The 19,825-nt window shown below is 62.2% G+C and carries 11 protein-coding genes; 6 read left to right on the forward strand and 5 right to left on the reverse strand.

From position 1 onward, the window contains the following. Positions 1-13 precede the first annotated feature (13 nt). Positions 14-1,213, forward strand: coding sequence for an ABC transporter substrate-binding protein (locus tag HCN50_RS10400; RefSeq protein WP_171709548.1), 1,200 nt, complete (start codon positions 14-16; stop codon positions 1,211-1,213). Between the two features lie 240 nt (positions 1,214-1,453). On the opposite strand, the gene HCN50_RS10405 is transcribed toward HCN50_RS10400, so the two are convergent. The 4 genes from HCN50_RS10405 to HCN50_RS10420 all read right to left on the reverse strand — a co-directional run bounded on the left by HCN50_RS10405 (position 1,454) and on the right by HCN50_RS10420 (position 5,474). Beyond that, positions 1,454-2,335 carry a substrate-binding periplasmic protein gene (locus HCN50_RS10405; RefSeq protein WP_171709978.1) on the reverse strand — a complete coding sequence of 294 codons (882 nt, stop codon included), beginning with the start codon at positions 2,333-2,335 and terminating at the stop codon, positions 1,454-1,456. Between the two features lie 35 nt (positions 2,336-2,370). Next, entirely contained in the window at positions 2,371-2,724 is a 354-nt protein-coding gene (locus HCN50_RS10410) for a c-type cytochrome (RefSeq protein ID WP_171709549.1), read from the reverse strand. 13 nt (positions 2,725-2,737) lie between these two features. Then, positions 2,738-4,402: a methanol/ethanol family PQQ-dependent dehydrogenase gene (locus tag HCN50_RS10415; protein ID WP_171709550.1), complete on the reverse strand. Its 1,665-nt coding sequence runs from the start codon at positions 4,400-4,402 to the stop codon at positions 2,738-2,740. Positions 4,403-4,673: 271 nt separating this feature from the next. Further along, positions 4,674-5,474, reverse strand: coding sequence for a transglutaminase-like cysteine peptidase (locus tag HCN50_RS10420; RefSeq protein ID WP_171709551.1), 801 nt, complete (start codon positions 5,472-5,474; stop codon positions 4,674-4,676). A 679-nt stretch (positions 5,475-6,153) separates the two neighbouring features. On the opposite strand from HCN50_RS10420, the gene HCN50_RS10425 reads away from it, so the two are divergent. Next, a complete protein-coding gene (locus HCN50_RS10425) occupies positions 6,154-11,859 on the forward strand; it encodes a VCBS domain-containing protein (protein ID WP_171709552.1) in 5,706 nt (1,901 codons plus the stop codon). A 76-nt stretch (positions 11,860-11,935) separates the two neighbouring features. Further along, positions 11,936-14,161, forward strand: a complete 2,226-nt coding sequence (locus tag HCN50_RS10430; protein ID WP_171709553.1) for a CHASE2 domain-containing protein — start codon at positions 11,936-11,938, stop codon at positions 14,159-14,161. 180 nt (positions 14,162-14,341) lie between these two features. On the opposite strand, the gene HCN50_RS10435 is transcribed toward HCN50_RS10430, so the two are convergent. Further along, positions 14,342-15,955 carry an ABC transporter substrate-binding protein gene (locus HCN50_RS10435; protein ID WP_171709554.1) on the reverse strand — a complete coding sequence of 538 codons (1,614 nt, stop codon included), beginning with the start codon at positions 15,953-15,955 and terminating at the stop codon, positions 14,342-14,344. A 197-nt stretch (positions 15,956-16,152) separates the two neighbouring features. Here HCN50_RS10435 and HCN50_RS10440 point away from each other — a divergent pair, with 197 nt between their 5' ends. The 3 genes from HCN50_RS10440 (at position 16,153) to HCN50_RS10450 (ending at position 19,822) form a co-directional block, all read left to right on the forward strand. Beyond that, entirely contained in the window at positions 16,153-17,811 is a 1,659-nt protein-coding gene (locus tag HCN50_RS10440) for an ABC transporter substrate-binding protein (RefSeq protein WP_171709555.1), read from the forward strand. A 167-nt stretch (positions 17,812-17,978) separates the two neighbouring features. Then, the gene (locus tag HCN50_RS10445) at positions 17,979-18,932 is read left to right on the forward strand and encodes an ABC transporter permease (RefSeq protein WP_171709556.1); all 954 of its coding nucleotides are present in this window, start codon (positions 17,979-17,981) and stop codon (positions 18,930-18,932) included. Positions 18,933-18,943: 11 nt separating this feature from the next. Next, positions 18,944-19,822: an ABC transporter permease gene (locus HCN50_RS10450; RefSeq protein WP_376700281.1), complete on the forward strand. Its 879-nt coding sequence runs from the start codon at positions 18,944-18,946 to the stop codon at positions 19,820-19,822. The last annotated feature ends 3 nt before the right edge of the window (positions 19,823-19,825 follow it).

Raw genomic sequence — 19,825 nt, forward strand, 5'->3', positions numbered from 1 at the left:
AGAGGAGACTGCAATGTCGAAATCGTTCAAGGTGCTGGGCCTTGCGGTGAGCGCCCTTGCGCTGACCCAATTGCCGGCCGCAGCCCAGACCAAGGTTACCGATCAAGGCATCTCGGCCAACGAGATCGTCATCGGCACCCATCAGGACTTGTCCGGCCCGATCAAGGTCTGGGGCGTGCCGGTTTCCAACGGCATGAAGATGGCGGCGGAAGAGATCAATGCCGCCGGCGGCATCCATGGCCGCAAGATCAAGCTGATCGTGGAAGACAGCGGCTACGATCCGAAGCGCGCCGTGCTGGCGTCGCAGAAAATGGTTGAGCGCGACAAGGTGTTCGCGATGGTCGGCCCGATGGGCTCGCCCACCGTGCTCGCCGCGCAGGACATCCTGTTCGATGCCGGCGTGCTGCAGCTCTTCCCGCTCACGGCGGCCGAATTCACCTTCAAGTTTGATCCGGCGAAGCCGCAGGAGCGGCTGAAGTTCAACAACCTGCTGCCTTACGTCGAGAGCACACGCGCGGCTGTCAAGTACATGCTGGAGACGAAGAACTTCAAGAAGCCCTGCATCATGTATCAGGACGACGAGTACGGAAAGAACGTGCTCGACGGCTTCACCCAGCAGGTCACCGCCATGAAGCTGCAGCCGGCGTCGGTCACGAGCTATAAGCGCGGCGCTTCCGACTTCAGCGCGCAGGTCGCCAAGATGAAGTCCGACGGCTGCGATATGGTCGTGCTCGGCACCGTGATCCGCGAGACCATCGGTGCGATGGGCGAGGCCAAGAAGCTCGGCTGGGACGTCACCTTCCTCGGTGCGACACCGACCAACGTGCTCGAAGTGCCGGCGCTCGGCAAGGAAGCCGTTGAAGGCCTCTACGCCGCGTCCGGCTTCGAAATCCCGTACGAGGACACGGCGAAGGGCAAGGTCAAGGACTGGCTGACCAATTACAAGAAGATGTTCGGCTCGGACGCCAACACCCAGGCGATCATCGGCTACAACGCCATGATGACGTTTGCGTTCTACGCCGAGAAGGCGGGCAAGGACCTGACCGGCCAGAAGATGATGGCCGCGCTGGAGTCCGGCGAGCAGTTCCGCGACATCTTCAACTCGCCGCCGACCAAGTTCTCCAAGACCGACCATCTCGCCAACACGATCACGCAGGTCCAGCAGATCAAGAACGGCCGCTGGGTGCTGGTCAAGGAAGGCCTGATGTTCTGAGGGGTGTTTCGCTCGGACAACACCGAGCTAAACAAAGGGCTGCGCGAGACGATCGCGCAGTCCTTGTGCTTGGCTCGAACGGCAAACGCCGTCATTGCGAGGAGCGGAGCGACGAAGCAATCCATTTCTCCGCTTGTGGCGCGATGGATTGCTTCGCGGAGCCTGTCATCGGGCGCGCATTCGCGCGACCCGTTGGCTCGCCATGACGGAAAGCGAGCACCAGCCCCGCCGCCTACCCCTCTATTGCTGAAGCACCCTCTGCAACTGGTCGCCGAGGATCGCGGGCTCCACCGGCGGCAGATAGGTGAGGCCGGCCGCTTTCGCGAGGTCGGCTACGGTGCCTGCTGCCTGCAAATCGGAGAGCGCCTTGTTGACCGCTGCGATGAGCGCCGGATCGCTGGCGAGGCCGACATAGCCCCTGTTGACGCCGATCGGATAATAGTATCCGGACGCTGTAAGCCTGGTGTCCGGATGGCTGGCGCGGTGGGCATCGAAACGGTGCAGGTCGAGCAATGTCGCGTCAAAATCGCCGCGATTGAGCGCGCCGAGCAAATCGTCCCGTCCCGGCACCAGATGCGTGATGTCGTCGATCAACCGTCCTTTTTCGAACGTCATCAGAAGCGCATCGCCCAGCGTGCCGCTTTCGATCGCAAGCCGCAGTCCGGCGAGATCGCCGATGCCGGCGATCATGCGGCCGCGCGCCTTCTCGCCGAGTACGACAGTCAGCGCCGAGTAAACATAGGGCTGGCTCGGCGCCAACACGCCGACCGGTACCCGGCGGCGGCGATCGTCGCGGGTGGCGCCCTCGAAATCCGGTAGCTTCGCCGTCTTGACGCCGGGCGCCACAAGCGAGTCCTTGGTGAAGACATAGCTCCCGACCAGCGCGCAGCGACCATCGGAGAGCAGGGCATTGGCTTCGAGGGCCGGGCTTGAGGTTTCGTCGAGCTTGCTTTCAAACCATTGGATCCTGAGCGGTCGGCCAAGGCGCTCGGCAACAGCCTGCGCAAGCGCGACGTCAAACCCGCTGTCGGCCTTCCCGCGCTGATGGATCGAAAGCGGAGGCAGGTTCTCGTCGAGACATACTTTCAGCGGATCTTCCGCCGCGCGCACGGTCGTCGCCATCGCAAGAAGCGCTGCAGCGATCGCGAGCCGGCGCTTCACTGCTTCCTCCTGCTCGATACAAAGGCCCAGATCTCCGTGATCTCCTGATCGCTCAGAATGTCCTTCCACGGCGGCATGTTGTTCTTGCCCTGCTTCACCGTGGCGACGAATCGCGCCTCGTCGTCAGGGAATGCACGCAGGTCGGGCGTGACCGTGCCCGAATTCACCATGTTCGGCCCATGGCAATGCGAGCACTTCTGCGCATAAGCGGTCTTGCCGGGACCGATCAGCGCCTGATCGATGGCAGCAGCTTGTTGCTGGGCGGTGGCCGGCATCGTCATCCACGCGATGGCTGCCACCACGACGGCGGCGAGAGACGCCGCCGTCCGCTTCGACACCTCGTACGTCATTCGTGTTCCGCGATCAGTTCTTTACCGCGAAAACCCACAGCGAACCGCCTGTCGGCACATTGGCAAGCCGCTCGTCGCCGGAGAAGATCGAGTAGACGCCGCCATAGCCGCTGGTGACGGCGATGTACTGCACGCCGTCCTGCTGCCAGGTCACCGGTTGTCCCTCGATGCCCGAGCCGGTCTGGAAGCTCCACAGCTTCTTGCCGTCATTGGCGTCGAAGGCGTCGAACTCGCCGGTCAATTGGCCGGAGAACACGAGCCCGCCGGCCGTCGACAGCACGCCCGAGAAGCGCGGTATGTCGCTTCCCACTTCCCATTTTGACTTTCCGGTCATGGGATCGATGGCCTTGAGATAGCCGCGCGGTCCGTCGGGCCATGCCCAGATGTCGGTCAAGTCCATGCCGAGATACCATTCGCCTTGCTTGAAGACGGCTGGCTCGGCCTTGTAGTTGCCGCCGAAATTGAGCGTATTGGCATAGGCAAGGCCGGTCTGCGGATTGTACGACATCGGTTCCCAGTTCTTGCCACCGAGGATCGACGGCTGAACCGTCACCTTCTTGCCTTCACGGGCTTCCTTGGAGATCTCGGTCTCGATCGGACGGCCGGTCTTCATGTCGATGCCAGAGGCCCAGTTCACCTTCACATAGGGATTGGCTGCGAGCAGTTTCCCGTTCGTCCGGTCAAGGACATAGAAGAAGCCGTTGCGGTTGGCGTCCATCAGGACCTTGGTGGGCTTGCCTTCGATGGTCACGTCGGCAAGCACCATCTCGGCGACCGCGTCATAGTCGAACGGATTGTTCGGCGAGAACTGATAGTGCCATTTGATCTTGCCGGTCTTCGGCTCGAGCGCCAGGACCGCGCAGGTGTAGAGATTGTCGCCGGGACGCACCGCCGCATTGAACGGTCCCGGGTTGCCGACGCCCCAATACACCGTGTTCAGCTCCGGGTCATAGGAGCCGGTGATCCAGGTCGATCCGCCGCCGAGCTTCCAGGTATCGCCTTTCCAGGTATCACCGCCCGGCTCATCGGGGCTGGGTATGGTGTGGGTTCGCCACAGCCGCTTGCCCGTCTCCGGATCATAGCCCTCAATAAATCCGCGCGTGCCGAACTCCGCGCCGGAAATGCCGGTGATGACCACGCCGTCGGCGACGAGCGGCGCCACGGTCATCGAATAGCCTTCCTTGAAGTCGGCCGCTTTCTGACGCCACAGCTCCTTGCCGGTCTTCATGTCGAGCGCAATCACATGGGCGTCGAGCGTGGTGCGGAACAGCTTGCCGTTATGAATGGCAGCGCCGCGGTTGATGATGCCGCAACAGACGATGCGCGGCGTCTCTGCCGGATACTCGACCTTGGTCTTCCAGATCTGCTTGCCGGTCTTTGCGTCAACCGCCATCGTCGCATTGTGGCTGGTGACGTAGATGACACCTTGGTATACCAGCGGCTGCGACTGCGCGCTTCGATCATCCGCGAAGCTGTAGTTCCACACCGGCACCAGGTTCTTTACATTGTCCTTGTTGATCTGCGTAAGCGGACTGAACCGCTGCAGATTGTACCCCATGCCGTAATTGAGAACGTTGGCCGTATCGGTCGCTCCCTTGACCAACTGCTCGGTCGTCTGAGCGCTTGCGCCGAGCGGCACAAGAACGACAAGGCTTGCGGCAAACGCAATGCTCTTCATGCGATCCCTCCCAATGAACTTTCTGCGCGCCTATTTGCTGGCGCTGTGGGATCAACAATCTTCCCGAAACGGGAAAGCGTCAACACGAAAGTCGAAGATGGAGCGCGAGCGCTTGCCGCGAAGCGAAAGCAAGAAACTTGTCGCGTGATGTTTTCGGAATGCGATGAGCATCGCGGCTGCCCCGCGCCATTGATCACGAGGCAAGCAAGATCCGCAAGAAAAGCAGATCGTTGTCGACTGACGTCGCGCAACATTTGCGCGCCGTCAATTGTCAGTCGGCGGATCCGAACGATTGGTCCGCGAAGCCAGCTGGAGAAATCGTGGCGAGCGAGGCCGCAGGTTTCCGGCCCGAAGCGTCGACAAGCATGGAGGAGTCGGCATAGCGCATCACGCCGTGCTCGCCGATCACGAATGTCGGCCGGAAGTTTCTGATGTCGGCATCTGCAACCATCGCCATGCGGCGGTTGTCGAGCATGAGCCATCGGCCGTCGAGCCGTGCAGCGGCGACCGCGTGATCCTCGCCGTGGATGGTGTCGCGTAAGACCACGATCCTGAGATCGTCGGACGCGATGCCGGCACGACGCAATGCGACGAACTTCGCGATCGCATAATCTTCGCAGTCACCGCCACCACGGGCGAGCGTTGCGAGCGGCGACGTCCAGACGTCGATCTGGCCGTGTTGGGCGAGGTCGCTCATCGGCTGGATCGCGAGATTGATGGCGCGATTGATTTCGCCGAGGCGGGCGCGGCCTTCGCGCCAATGCGCGGCGTCGACGATGTCGAGAAATTTCAGCGCGGCGGCAGACACGCAGCCGTCGCGGTCGCCTTCGCAAAGCGCAAGCTGCACCATTTCATCATCGAGCCGGCGCTGCACGCCGAGCCATTTGTCGTGCAGTCCGCCGCTGGAGATGGAAGATGCGAGGAGTCCGAATGGCTCGGCCGATCGCTGGATCAGTTCCACCGGCGCGGATGGCTCAGGCGTCTCCGCGCGCAGGTCGGTTGACCCGAACCAGGCCAAGCCGCACGCGACGATGCCCGCACGCCATGCATGTGCATAGACTGACAACCCCATCTGACACCCCTTGTCCGGGCATCGGCGGGCCTGTTCTGCCTGCTCGTGACCGGATCATTTCAGAACGGTCAGGATGGGCAACGGCGCTTTTGATCCGTTTAAAAAGAGGGGAAGCGGGTCGGCAGTTTGCGAAAGAGCGTGAACGCGGCCTTGCCGGTTTGCAGCGGATTTTATCGATCGACTAGAATCGACGTTCGTGAAGGCCGCTCGGCTATCCCAGCTGCGGGATACAGTGCGGAAGTTTACGGTTGCGAAAGGGTCACAGGTCACCCGAATTAACCTTGTCAGAGGAATCGCTCGGTGGGCGATACAACGTGTCCCGGATGCCCTGAAGGGGTAACGGCTGCCAATCGATTCGGCGAAGTGGTCGGTCTTCAAGCGCTGTTGCTTCCTTCAGGAACTGGCGCTCGCTGCGCTGCGGCAGAGATAAAGCATTATGATTGCTTATCTTTATGCCTTGGGAAGGTTGTGCCTATTTTTCGATCGGTCCGCGGCGGATCCCGCCTTTCCCTCGCCACACTCTCGCCGGACTATTTTCCGGACCTTTTCGGTCCTACCGCAGACATACCCCATATTGGGGGTGTTCGCGGCAGGCGTGCTTTTGTGTTCCTTACCTGCATGGTATGAAACTGGTGCAGGGAAATTTCATAGTTCTTAACCATTTAGCCATGGGGCCCAAGTGAATTACGCCGGCAAATTCGGATCGGGTGAACTCGACCCTTTTTCCGGCAAGGATTTTGATCTCGGGCTGCCGTCACAGCACGGCCATCTTTCCTCGTCGGGCAAGTTCCATATCGACAAGGTTTCGACACACGCGCCGTCCGACGCCATAACTATTTCTGATGCGCACCTGCTCTTCTCCGGCGACTTCAAGCGGTCGGGCGTTGATCTGATCCTCACCCATGGCGACCGCGAGGTCGTGCTGCACGATTATTTCAAGGGAGAGAAACGCGCGGCACTGGCCTCGCCCGATGGCGCGCACCTCACCGGCGACATCGTCAGCGCGCTGAGCGGGCACACCCAGTTTGCGCAGGCCGACGGCAGCGCGAGTGCCGCGCCAGCCGTCATCGGCCATGTCACCAAGCTGACAGGAAATGCGACCGCAATCCGCAACGGCGTCTCGATCATCCTGAATCAGGGCGACACCGTCCATAAGGGTGACGTGGTTCAGTCCGGCTCCGACTCGATGCTCGGCATCACCTTCATCGACGGCACCGTATTCGGTCTCGCATCGAACGCCAGGATGGTGTTGAACGAAATGGTTTACGACCCCAACGGGTCGGACAACAAATCGCTGCTCAGCCTGGTGCAGGGCACGATCTCCTTCGTCGCCGGCGCTACCGCCAAGAAAGGCGACATGAAGGTCGACACGCCGGTCGCGACTATGGGCATCCGCGGTACCGCGGTGCTGGTCGAGATCGACTTCGAGGTCCCCGGCCAAGGTGCCGCCCCGCCGGCGAAATTCCAGGTGCTGGTCGAACCCGATGGCACCACCGGCTCTTACATTCTGTTCGACAAGACCACGCTGACGCCGATCGCGACCGTTAACCGGGCCGGCACGCAGACGGTCATCAACGGCCAGGGCGCGGTCAGTTTCCAGTCATCCGTGCAATTGTCGCCCGATGCGCAGAAGATCATCAGCGACGTGTTTTCGCTCAAGTTCAGCGACCTGAACAACCCGAACACCAAGCTCACGACCAATTTCACCGACTCGATCGTTCCGGAAACCTTATTCGTCAAGCTGGCCAGCAACGATGTTGTCCCGGTCACGCTTCAATCCGTCAATATCCCGGATAAGGCTGCCTCCGGGCCCGCTCCGGTCCCGACCGAGAGGCTTGTGCATATTCCGGGGCCGCCGCAGGCCGCCGCGTTCGGCGGCGCCGCTACCGAACGGGCCGATGTCACCGGCAACGCCGCTGTCAACGGCACGTCCGGCATTGTCAACTATTTCGACATCAATGTCGGCGACACCCCGAGCGTCAGTACGCAGTTTTCCTCCTTCATTTATCAGAACGCACAGGGTGCCGACGTCACCGCGACGCTGACTGCGCAGCAACAGGCGGCGGTCACGGCCGTCGAAGTCCCGCTGGTCGTGGTGCAAGACGCCAACGGCAGGAATTTCGGCACGGCGACCTGGACCTACAACATCGCAGATGGCGCGTTCGACTTCCTGGCCGCCGGTGAGACGTTGAAGCTGACCTACATGGCGCGGGTCGACAACAACTACGCGCCGAACAACGAAACGACGTTCGTGCCGTTTACGATCACCATCACCGGCACCAATGATAAGCCGACGATCTCGGCGACCGGCGGCGAGATTACGGAGCGGATTGGTACCGGCAATACGGCGGTCGACACCGTATCCGGCACGATCACATTCGGCGACGTCGACCTGACCGACCGTCCCGTCGTCAGCGCGGCGATCTCCGCGACCGATCCGTTCCGCTACTATGACGCGGAGGGCAACGATGTCACCGCGGCGCTGACACCGCAACAGTTGGCGGCGGTCCTGGCCGTCGAGGTGCCGCTGAGCGTGGTGCAGGCGGCCGGAAACACCAACAACGGTTCGGCGACCTGGACCTACAGGATCGAAGACAGCAAGTTCGATTTCATCGCCAAGGGCGAGACGCTGGTGCTCAACTACGTCGCCCAGGTCGACGACGGCCATGGCGGCGTCGTCTCCATCCCGATCACGGTCTCGATCCAGGGCGCCGACGTCGTCGTCATCGGCACCAACGACGTGCCGACCATCGAGGTGACGAGTGCTGCGTTCCCCGAGTTGGTGAATCCCGAGCAGCCCAATCCGACCAGATCCACGGCGCTTCATTCGGTATCGGGCACGATCAGCTTCACCGATGTCGACCTGACCGACCGCCCCGTGGCGAGCGCGGCGTTCACGTCCTTCACTTACCGGAACGCCGGCCTTACCGACATCACCTCATCGCTCACCGCAGCCCAACTCGATGCGATCGCGGCGGTCGACGTGCCGCTGACAGTGGTGCAGGCGAACGGCAATACCAATAACGGTTCGGCAAGCTGGAGCTACAGCGCAGCCGACGGCGCTTTCGATTTCCTTGCCGATGGCGAAATCCTGACGCTGACCTATACCGCCACCGTCGATGACGGGCATGGCGGCGTGGTGACCAAGCCGCTTACCGTCACGGTCACCGGCAGCAACGATACGCCCGAGATCACCAGCGATGCGCAGGCCGCGACGATTGCTGAACGGGCCGACAGCTACAATTCGGCGACGCTGGATACCGCCAGCGGCGCGATCACGTTCACCGACGCCGATCTGACCGACACGCATGCGGTCAAGATCGCGAGCGTCAGCGCTTCCGGCGTGATGACAGCCCTCGCCGACGGTACGGTCCAGCTCAGCTGGCTGTCGCTGGGCCCGCTGAGCGATTCGACCGGCGGCATCAAGGGTTTGCAGAGCTGGTCGTTCTCGGCGCCGGACAGCTATTTCGATTATCTCGCCGTTGGCGAGACGGTCACGCTGACCTACACGGTGGAGCTCGACGACCATCATGGCGGGGTCACCTGGCAGGACGTCGTCGTCACCATCAGCGGCAGCAACGATGCACCCGAAATAGCTGATATCGCGCAGCGGGACCTCACGGAGCCGACCGATACCACGGCGCTGACGACGACGATCCCCGTCACGTTCGCCGATCGCGACCTGTCCGACGTCGGCCACACCGCAGCGATTACCGGCGTGGTGGCTTCCGGCGCGACCGCGGGCCTTTCGCTCAACGCGACAGCGCTGATCGCACTGCTCACGCCGGGCACGGTGACCAAGGCTGCCGGTACGTCCTCCGGATCCGTTGATCTGTCATTCTCGGCCGCCTCGACCGCATTCGATTATCTGTCGAAGGGCGAGGTCCTGACGCTGACCTATACTGTCGCGATCGACGATGGCGACGGCGGCGTGACGCCGAAGACTTTTGTCGTCACCGTCACTGGAACCGACGACGCACCTGTTATTGCCGAGATTGCGCAGCAAGACCTGACCGAGCAGACCAATACGTCGGCGCTGACGGCCACAATTCCGGTGACGTTCACCGACGTTGACCTGACCGATGTCGGACATGCCGCAGTCATCACCGGTGTCGTGGCATCCGGCACGACGACAGGTTTGGCGCTCGGTGAAGCCGCACTGAAGGCACTGGTGACGCCTGGCGAGGTGACCAAGAATGCCGGCTCCTCGGCCGGCTCGGTCAACCTGTCATTCTCGGCGGCCTCGACCGCGTTCGATTATCTGGCGAAGGGCGAGGTCCTGACTCTGACCTATGCGGTCGCGATCGACGACGGCGATGGCGGCCTGACGCCGAAGACTTTTGTCATCACCGTCACCGGAACCGACGACGCGCCTGTCATTGGCGACATTGCGCAGCAAGACCTGACCGAGCAGACCGATACGTCGGCGCTGACGGCGACGATCCCCGTGACCTTCACCGACGTTGACCTGACCGATGTCGGCCATGCCGCAGTCATCACCGGCGTGGTGGCATCCGGCACGACGACAGGCTTGGCGCTCGGTGAAGCCGCACTGAAGGCACTGGTGACGCCTGGCGAGGTGACCAAGAATGCCGGCTCCTCGGCCGGCTCGGTCAACCTGTCATTCTCGGCGGCCTCGACCGCATTCGATTATCTGGCGAAGGGCGAGGTCCTGACGCTGACCTATACGGTCGCGATCGACGATGGCGATGGCGGGATCACGTCGAAGACGTTTGTCGTGAACATCACCGGCACCAATGATTATCCCGTCGTCGCAACAGAGGACGTGACTGCCGCCGTGACGGAGCAGGGCGTGCCCACGGGTGATCTGACTGATAGCGGCACGATTGCGCTGGCGGATGTGGATCTCACGGATGCCCATGAAATCGGATCAACGATTACGGCGTCAAGCGGAGCGCTGGGCGCTTTGTCGGCATCGGTATATCCGGACACCGTTAACGGTACGGGTGGCATCATCAACTGGACCTACAGCGTTCCGGATTCGGCCGTCGAGTACCTCGCAAAGGGCGCGACAAAGGTCGAGCACTTCACGATCACGCTGGACGACGGTCGCGGAGGTACGGTCAGCCGCACGATCGATGTCACCATCACCGGCACCAACGATGCTCCCGTGCTGGTCGCCTCTCAGCCGTCCCTGACGCCGGTCGCGGAGGACGCTACAACGATTGCCGGTCAGACCGTTGCCTCGTTCCTCGGGACCAGCATTACCGATGTCGATGATGGCGCGGTGCAGGGCATCGCGATCACCGCCACGACCGGCGCGCATGGCCACTGGGAATATTCCACCGACGGGACCACCTTCTTCGCTTTCCCGGCAGTGTCGACGACATCCGCCTTGCTGCTGGCTGCTACCGACAAAGTCAGATTCGTCCCCGATGGAGAGGGCGGCGAAACAGCTACGATCACCTATCTGGCGTGGGACCAAACGACGGGAACCAGCGGCAAGACTGCCGATGCATCATCGGCAGGTGGTTCGGCGGCTTTCTCCGTGACGTCCGATACCGCCACCGTCACGATAACGTCGGTCAACGATGCGCCAATCGTGCAGTCCGGCGTATCCACAAAGGTGGCGCAGCTCGCGAACAAGAACGGTGTTGCCGTCTTCGACGGCCAGTTCTTCTTTGGCAATGACAAGCTCACCGTCACCGATCCCGACGGCGCCCTGCATGGTATCGCCATCACCGGCGTCGACAATGGTGGCGCAGGAGGAAGCTGGCAGTATCATCTCCCCGGCGGCGGGGATTGGATCGCGATCAAGTTGGCTCCCGGCGACGCGTTATTGTTGTCCGCCGACGCCAAGGTGCGCTTCAGCGGTTCCGGCAGCGGCGATACCGAGCATCTGACCTTCAAGGCCTGGGACGGCACCGATGGCTCGACCTCTGGTTCGATCATCACGATGCCGTCAGCGACAGGCGGTACAACCGCATTCAGCAGCGGAGTCTACAGCGTTGGCGCCAAGAACGACGCGTCGGTCATCAATACCAGCCAGTTCACGGTGGTCGAAGATCGGGCCAACAGGACGTTCGCGACCTCGGGCAATGACGTGATCTTCTCGACCGCGCACGACGACGTCCTGAAGGGCGGGGCAGGCGCAGACCAATTCGTGTTCGCCGAACACATGGGCAACGACACGATCACCGACTTCCAACCGGGGCAGGACAAGATCGACCTTCTCGCCCACGTCCCATTTACGCCCGGCGATTCCGGTTCCTTCGCTTTGTGGCTCAACAGCGGTGCGGTCGAGCAGGTAGGCTCGGATACCCTGATTCAGTTCGATGCAGGCAACAGCATCCAGTTGTCGAACCTTGCCAAGGCGAACCTGCAGATGAGCGACTTCATCCTCCACCCCGGCGGGCATATCTGATCCCGCCCGTGGTCCCGGTGCGGCTCCGCGAGGCTCCACGCGTGCCTGACCCACCGATGCGTGCTATCCAAAGCGCATGAAGCTCCGGGCCCTACCGAGGTGGTTCAAGCGGCGCATCGGCTATGCCCGGCTGCTGTGCCTTGCGCTACTGATCGGGTTTGCCGCGCTTCGCGTCGCCGATCCAGCGCCGGTGGAGGAAATCCGCGTCCGGACCTTCGATTTTTTCCAGCGCATCGATCCGCGCCAGAAGACCGCGCGGCCGGTCACCATCGTCGATATCGACGAAAAGAGCATGGAGAAGCTCGGGCAGTGGCCGTGGCCGCGGACGCGGCTTGCAGATCTCATCACCGAACTGACGAGGTTAGGCGCCGTCGTGATCGCGTTCGACGCGGTGTTCCCGGAGCCAGACCGCCTCAATCCCGCCTTGGCGGCGGACACCTTCCGTAATCTCGACGAGGAAACCCGCGCCAAGCTGCGCACCTTGCCGAGCAACGACCAGATCTTCGCCGACGCTATCCGCAAGTCGCGCGTCGTGCTCGGCGAATCCGGCCTGCCGGAGGAAATCGCAGCCCTCGACAAGACGTTGCCAGTCACGGGGCTCGCGATGCTCGGCGAAGAGCCGCAACGCTTCATGTTCGATTTTCCGGGCCTGTTGCGCAACGTGCCGGTGCTGGAGCACGCCGCCGCCGGACGCGGCCTGTTCACCATCAAGCCCGAACGCGACGGCATCGTGCGGCGGGTGCCGATGATCATGCAGGCGCAGGGCCAGACCATGCCCTCATTGACGTTCGAGATGCTAAGGGTCGCCAGCGGCTCGGGGACCATCCTGATAAAGGCTGAAAGGGCCGGCATTACCAGTATCGGCGTCAAGGGCTTCCAGATTCCGACCGACCATAACGGCCAACTCTGGCTTCACTATGCTCGTAACGATGCCTCAATCTACGTTCCGGCGATCAACGTGCTGGAAAAGAACGTCGCGCCCGACATGATCGCCGGCAAGCTGGTGCTGATCGGCACCTCGGCGGTCGGCATCAACGACATAAAGACCACGCCGGTTGCGCCCGCCATGCCTGGCGTGGAGATCCACGCCCAAGTGCTTGAGAGTGCACTGACCGGTGCGCTGATCTCGCAGCCGATCTACGGCATCGTCATCGAATTCGCCACCGCGCTCTTGGTAGGACTTCTGGTGATTGCGTTCGCACCTCTGTTCGGTCCGGTCTCACTGGTCATTGTCGGCAGCGTGTTTGCATCCGTGCTGGTCGGAACATCGGCGTATTTCTACGTCCAGCACCGCCTGCTGATCGATTTCACCTATCCCTTGATGTCGACCACGGCGATTTATCTGACGCTGATCTTCTCTGCCTTCGTGCGCGAGCAGGCGCAGCGCCGGCAGATCCGTTCCGCCTTCGGCCAGTACCTGTCGCCGGCACTGGTCGAGCAGCTCGCGCAGTCGCCGGAAAAGCTCGTGCTCGGCGGCGAGGAGCGCGAGATGACCATCATGTTCTCCGACATGCGCGGCTTCACCTCGATCTCGGAAACCTACAAGAGTGATCCGCAGGGGCTCACGGCGCTGATGAACCGCTTTCTGACGCCGCTTACCAACGCCATCCTCGACCGCAAGGGCACCATCGACAAATATATGGGCGACGCCATCATGGCGTTCTGGAACGCGCCGCTCGACGACGAGGACCACGAGATCAACGCCTGCGAGGCTGCGCTCGACATGCTGGATCGCGTCGACGAGCTCAATCGGGCGCGCGAGCAGGAGGCAAAGGAAGAGGGACGTCCGTTCATTCCGCTCAACATCGGCGTTGGTCTCAATACCGGCATTTGCGTGGTCGGCAACATGGGCTCCGACCAGCGTTTCGACTATTCCGTGTTCGGCGACAGCGTCAATTTGGCCTCGCGCCTCGAAGGGCAGTCCAAGGAATACGGCTTTCCGATCATCGTCGGCTCCACGACCGCGCTTGCGGTCAAGGACCGGTTCGCGATTCTCGAACTCGACTTCATCATGGTGAAGGGCAAGAAGGAGCCGGAGGTGATCTACGCCATCGCCGGCCGCGAGAACGTCGCGCAGTCCGGCCGCTTTCAGCGCCTGCGCAATCTGACGATCGAGATGCTCGCCTGCTATCGCAATCGCGACTGGGAAGGCGCGCTGGCCGCGATCGAGCGCGGCCGCAAGACCGACGAGGCAAATGCGCTGGAGCTGCTCTACAATTTGTATGAGGCGCGCATCCGCGGCTATATCGAGAACCCGCCGCCGGAAGACTGGAGCGGCGCATTTGCGCTGCTGACGAAGTGACGCGGGCTCGTCATGCGCGGGCTTGACCCGCGCATCCATCACTTCAAAAGAATCTTGCGAAGGAGATGGATTGCCGGGTCAAGCCCGGCAATGACAGAATCGTAGTGTGGGCAAAGCGAAGCGTGCCCGCGTACTGATGGTGGGCACGGCGCTGCACGCCTTTTGCCCTCCCTACAATTCCTACTCCAATCCAATCTGCGTCAAATCCTGGAACCAGTGTTGCGCCTGCACGAACTTTTTCACTTTGGGCGACAGCGCGTGCGGGTTGGTGTCGTGCACCACCCACACCAGCGTGGCGTCGTCGACGATCGCGGCGTGCGCCTGCGCCAATAGTTCATCCTGTTTGGCGACGTCGAAGGTCTGCTTGGCCTCTTCGATCAGCGCATCCACCTTTGGATTCTTATAGCCGCCCCAGTTGACACCGACCGGCGCGATTTGGCCGGAGTGGAAGAAGCGCACAATGGCGTAGAGCGGATCTGACGTGACGTAGGCGATGTTGTTGGAGGTGATGTTCGCGTTCATCTCGTCGGCCGCGCCCTTGCGCCACGCCGTATATAATGTTTCGAGTTCGACCACCTTGAAATCGATCTCGATGCCGATTTCCTTGAAGCTCTGCTGCAGGAATTCGTTCATCGGCAGCGACAGCATCTGCCCGGTGCCGCCCTGCGCGATGATAAAGGTCGTCTTCAGCGGCTTCTCCTTGGAGTAGCCGGCTTCCTGAACGAGCTTCTTCGCCGCTGCGACATCATACTTCAGTTCGAACGAGGGTTTGCCGAACCACGGGCTCGACGGGTCGACCTGGCCCTTGGCGGGCTTTGCGAGGCCGTTCATCAGGCCGACCACGGCATCGCGGTCGATCGCAAGGTTCAGCGCCTTGCGCAGGCGGATGTCGGTCCAGGGCGAGCCGGGCAGCACGCTCAGATGATAGTTCCAGACATGCGGCGTGACGTTGTCGACGATCTTCATGCCGGCGGATTTGAGCTGCGGCACCGCATCCGGTGCCGGCGTCTCGATCAAATCGACCTGTCCGGCCAATAGCGCATTGGTGCGCGTCAGCGCTTCCGGCATCGGCATCAGCACGATCTTGTCGGCCTTGGGAAGCCGCTTCTTGTCCCAGTAATCGGCGTTCTTGGTGAGCTCGGCGAGTTCGCGCGGCACGAGCTTTGTGAGTTTGAACGGCCCGGTCCCGGAGGGCTGGCTCGCGAATTTGTCCCAATCCTTGCCGAGCTTCTCATATTGTGTGGGGCTGGAGACCAGGAACCAGAGCATCTGGTACGGGAAGAATGAATCGACGGTCTTGGTGGTGATCTCGATCGTATTGTCGTCGATCTTGGCATAGCTCGCCACCGAGGGCAGGCGCGTCTTGACCTGCGCGCTTTGCCGCTTGTCGAACTGCGGTGCCTTGTCGTTGAGCACCTTGTCGAGATTCCAGATCACGGCATCGGCATTGAAGTCGCTGCCGTCGTGAAACTTGACGCCCTTTCGCAAGGTAAAGCGCCATTTCTTCTTGTCTGAAACGTCGACCTTCCATTCGGTCGCAAGTCCCGGCACCAGCTTGCCCGGCCGGTCGGAGACGTCCATCTCCCAGGCGACCAATGGATCGTAGATCGTGTAGGCGGAGAACTGATAGGCGCCGGCGCCGCGGTCGGGCTGGCCGGTGGTCAGCGGAATGTCCGCCATCGATATGCCGTAGCGCACAACGGTCTCCGCTTGCGCCGAAATTGTGGGCAGGCCAGGAGAAAATCCGAGGGTGAATGCTGTGGCAGCAAGAAGCATCGAATTTCGGATGCGCATGAATTAAGCTCCATCGGGCGGGGTTGGAGCTGAAAAATGCAAGCTTGGTGCCAGATGGAGCAGAGAACCTGCGCTTGCATGCGCACTCACCGTGAGTTGTGCGGCTATTGGCCCCTGGCGAAGCGCCTTCCTTGGCACAGGCGTTGCATGCCTCTGCATAAGAATTAGTCACTCTAGTCGAGAAGGAATTGCTGCATATGCGTAACCAGAAATCGAGGAAGACGGCCACCGCGTGGCTGCTGGCGACGGCGCTGGTGGTCGGTCTGCCGCAACTCGCAACCGCCGAAACGGTGCTGCGGATCGGCATGACGGCCGCCGACATTCCGCGCACGCTCGGCCAGCCCGATCAGGGTTTTGAGGGCAACCGCTTTACCGGGCTGACCATGTATGACGGGCTGACGATGTGGGACCTGTCGTCGGCCGAGAAGGCGAGCGTGATGATTCCCGGGCTCGCGACCGAATGGAAGGTCGACGAGGCCGACAAGAAAAAGTGGACCTTCAAGCTGCGCCCCGGCGTCAAGTTTCACGACGGCAGCGACTTCAATGCCGACGCCGTGGTCTGGAATGTCGAGAAGGTGTTGAAGCAGGATGCGCCGCATTTCGACCCCAGCCAGGTCGGCGTCACCGCCTCGCGCATGCCGACATTGGCTTCCGCCCGCAAGATCGACGACATGACGGTTGAATTGACCACCAAGGAGCCGGACAGCTTCTTGCCGATTAACCTGACCAATCTGTTCATGGCGAGCCCCGCCAAGTGGCAGAAGCATTATGACGCCGCCGAAGGCGCCGATGCCAAGGCGAAATCGCAGGCCGCCTGGGCGGCGTTCGCCAAGGACGCCTCGGGCACCGGTCCCTGGAAGATGTCGAAATTTACCCCGCGCGAGCGGCTCGAACTGGTCAAGAACGAAGGCTATTGGGACAAGGGCCGCGTCCCCAAGATCGATCGCATGGTGCTGCTGCCGATGCCGGAGGCCAATGCCCGCACCGCGGCGCTGCTGTCCGGCCAGGTCGATTGGGTCGAGGCGCCGGCACCTGATGCCGTCAAGGAAATCAAGGCGCGCGGCTTCCAGCTCCAGGCCAACGAATCGCCGCATGTCTGGCCGTGGCAGTTCTCGCGCATCGAAGGCTCGCCCTGGAACGACATCCGTGTCCGCAAGGCCGCCAACCTCTGCATCGATCGCGAAGGCCTGAAAGAGGGCCTGCTCGCCGGCCTGATGGTGCCGGCTACCGGCACCTTCGAGCCCGGCCATCCCTGGCGCGGAAAGCCGACGTTCGAGATCAAGTATGACCTCAAGGCCGCGCAGAAGCTGATGCAGGAGGCAGGCTACGGCCCGAACAAGAAGCTGACGGTGAAGACGCAGACTTCGGCCTCGGGCTCAGGCCAGATGCAGCCTTTGCCGATGAACGAATACCTGCAGCAGGCGCTGGCCGAATGCTACTTCGACGTTCAGCTCGACGTTATCGAGTGGAACACGCTGTTCACCAACTGGCGCCGCGGCGCCAAGGACCCGACCGCCAACGGCGCCAATGCCACCAACGTCACCTATGCGGCGATGGACCCGTTCTTCGCGCTGGTGCGCTTCCTGCAGTCATCGATGGCCCCTCCGGTCTCGAACAATTGGGGCTATATCAACAACCCCAAGTTCGACGAGCTGGTGACCAAGGCGCGCCAGACCTTCGACCCCGCGGCGCGTGACGCAGCGCTCGCCGAACTGCACGCGGCCTCGGTGGACGATGCGGCGTTCCTCTACGTCGCCCACGACGTCTCGCCGCGCGCGATGAGCCCGAAGGTGAAGGGCTTCGTGCAGCCGAAGAGCTGGTTCGTCGACTTCTCGCCGGTGTCGATGGCGCCGTAGGAGAGTACTACCTCAGCCGTCATGCCCGGGCTTGACCCGGGCATTCACGCCTTTCCTGCTGTGGCCAAGACGTGGATGGCCGGGACAAGCCCGGCCATGACGACATATAGTTTGCGTCACCAAGCCACCTTCTCCCACAAGGGGAGAAGGGAAGAAGAGAGTCGCTCGTGCTTGTCTATGTTACCCGGCGTATCATCTACGTCATTCCGATCGTGATCAGCGTCGCGCTGGTGTGTTTCCTGCTCGTGCACATCACGCCCGGCGATCCCCTGGTCGCGGTGCTGCCGGCGGATGCGTCGCAGGAACTCGCCGCGCAAATGCGCTCCGCTTACGGCTTCGATCGGCCGCTGCCGGTCCAGTTCGGGCTCTGGCTGTGGCGCGCCATCCATGGCGATCTCGGCAGCTCGATCGCGACCGGCCGCCCGGTGCTGTCGGAAGTTTTGCGCGCGGTCGGCAATACGGTGACGCTGGCGATCGCCGCTGCGCTGATCGGCTTCACGCTCGGACTGTTGTTCGGCCTGATCGCCGGCTATTTCCGCGACACCTGGGTCGACAAGGTCGCGACCTCGTTCGCGATCGCCGGCGTCTCGGTGCCGCATTACTGGCTCGGCATGGTGATGGTCATCATCTTCTCGGTGCAGCTCAACTGGCTGCCCGCGGTCGGCGCCGGTCCCGGCGGTTCTGGCGCGTGGGGCTGGGATTGGGAGCACATGAAATATCTGATCCTGCCGGCGATCACGACCTCGGTCATTCCGATGGGCATCATCACCCGCACGGTGCGGGCGCTGACCGGCGACATCCTTTCGCAGGATTTCGTCGAGGCGCTGCGCGCCAAGGGCCTGCGCGAATGGGACGTGTTCAGGCACGTCATCAAGAACGCGGCGCCGACGGCGCTTGCGGTGATGGGCCTGCAGCTCGGTTACATGCTCGGCGGCTCGATCCTGATCGAGACCGTGTTCTCCTGGCCAGGCTCGGGGCTCCTGCTCAATTCCGCGATCTTCCAGCGCGACCTGCCGCTCTTGCAGGGGACTATCCTGGTGCTGGCGCTGTTCTTCGTCACCCTCAATCTGTTGGTCGATATCGCGCAGGCCGCGATCGATCCGCGCATCAAGCGGGGCTGATCATGGCCGTGATGTCGGACACCGCGCTGCAGGCCGCCCCCATCACCAAGGCGCGCGGCTATTGGGCTACCGTTGGCCGCCGTATCGTGCGCGACAAGGTAAGCATGGTCTGCGCCTTCATTCTGGTGCTGATCTTCGCCTCCGCGCTACTGGCGCCGTGGCTCGGCCTAGCCGATCCCTATCAGGGCTCGATGATCCGCCGGCTTCGCCACATCGGCACGCCGAACTATCCGCTCGGCACCGATGAGCTCGGCCGCGACATGCTGGCGCGGCTGATCTATGGCGGCCGGCTGTCGCTGATCATTGGTATTTTGCCGGTGATCTTCGCCTTCGTGATCGGCACCTCGCTTGGCCTTGTCGCCGGCTATGTCGGCGGCCGGCTCAACACCGCGATCATGCGCACGGTCGACGTGTTCTATGCCTTCCCGTCGGTGCTGCTCGCGATCGCGATTTCCGGTGCGCTCGGCGCGGGTATCGTCAACTCCATCGTCTCGCTGACCATCGTGTTCGTGCCGCAGATCACCCGCGTTGCCGAAAGCGTCACCACCGGCGTGCGCAACATGGATTTCGTCGAGGCTGCGCGCGCTTCCGGCGCCGGCCCCTTCACCATCATGCGCGTGCACATGCTCGGCAATGTGTTGGGGCCGATCTTCGTTTACGCCACCGGATTGATTTCGGTGTCGATGATCCTCGCCGCCGGCCTGTCGTTCCTGGGTCTGGGGACCAAGCCGCCGGAGCCGGAATGGGGGCTGATGCTCAACACGCTGCGGACGGCGATCTATATCAATCCATGGGTGGCGGCATTGCCGGGCGTGATGATCTTTGCGGTGTCGATCTGCTTCAATCTGCTCAGCGATGGCATGCGCAGCGCCATGGATATCAGGAACTGAGCC

The sequence above is a fragment of the Bradyrhizobium archetypum genome (assembly GCF_013114835.1).
Lineage (GTDB): Bacteria > Pseudomonadota > Alphaproteobacteria > Rhizobiales > Xanthobacteraceae > Bradyrhizobium > Bradyrhizobium archetypum.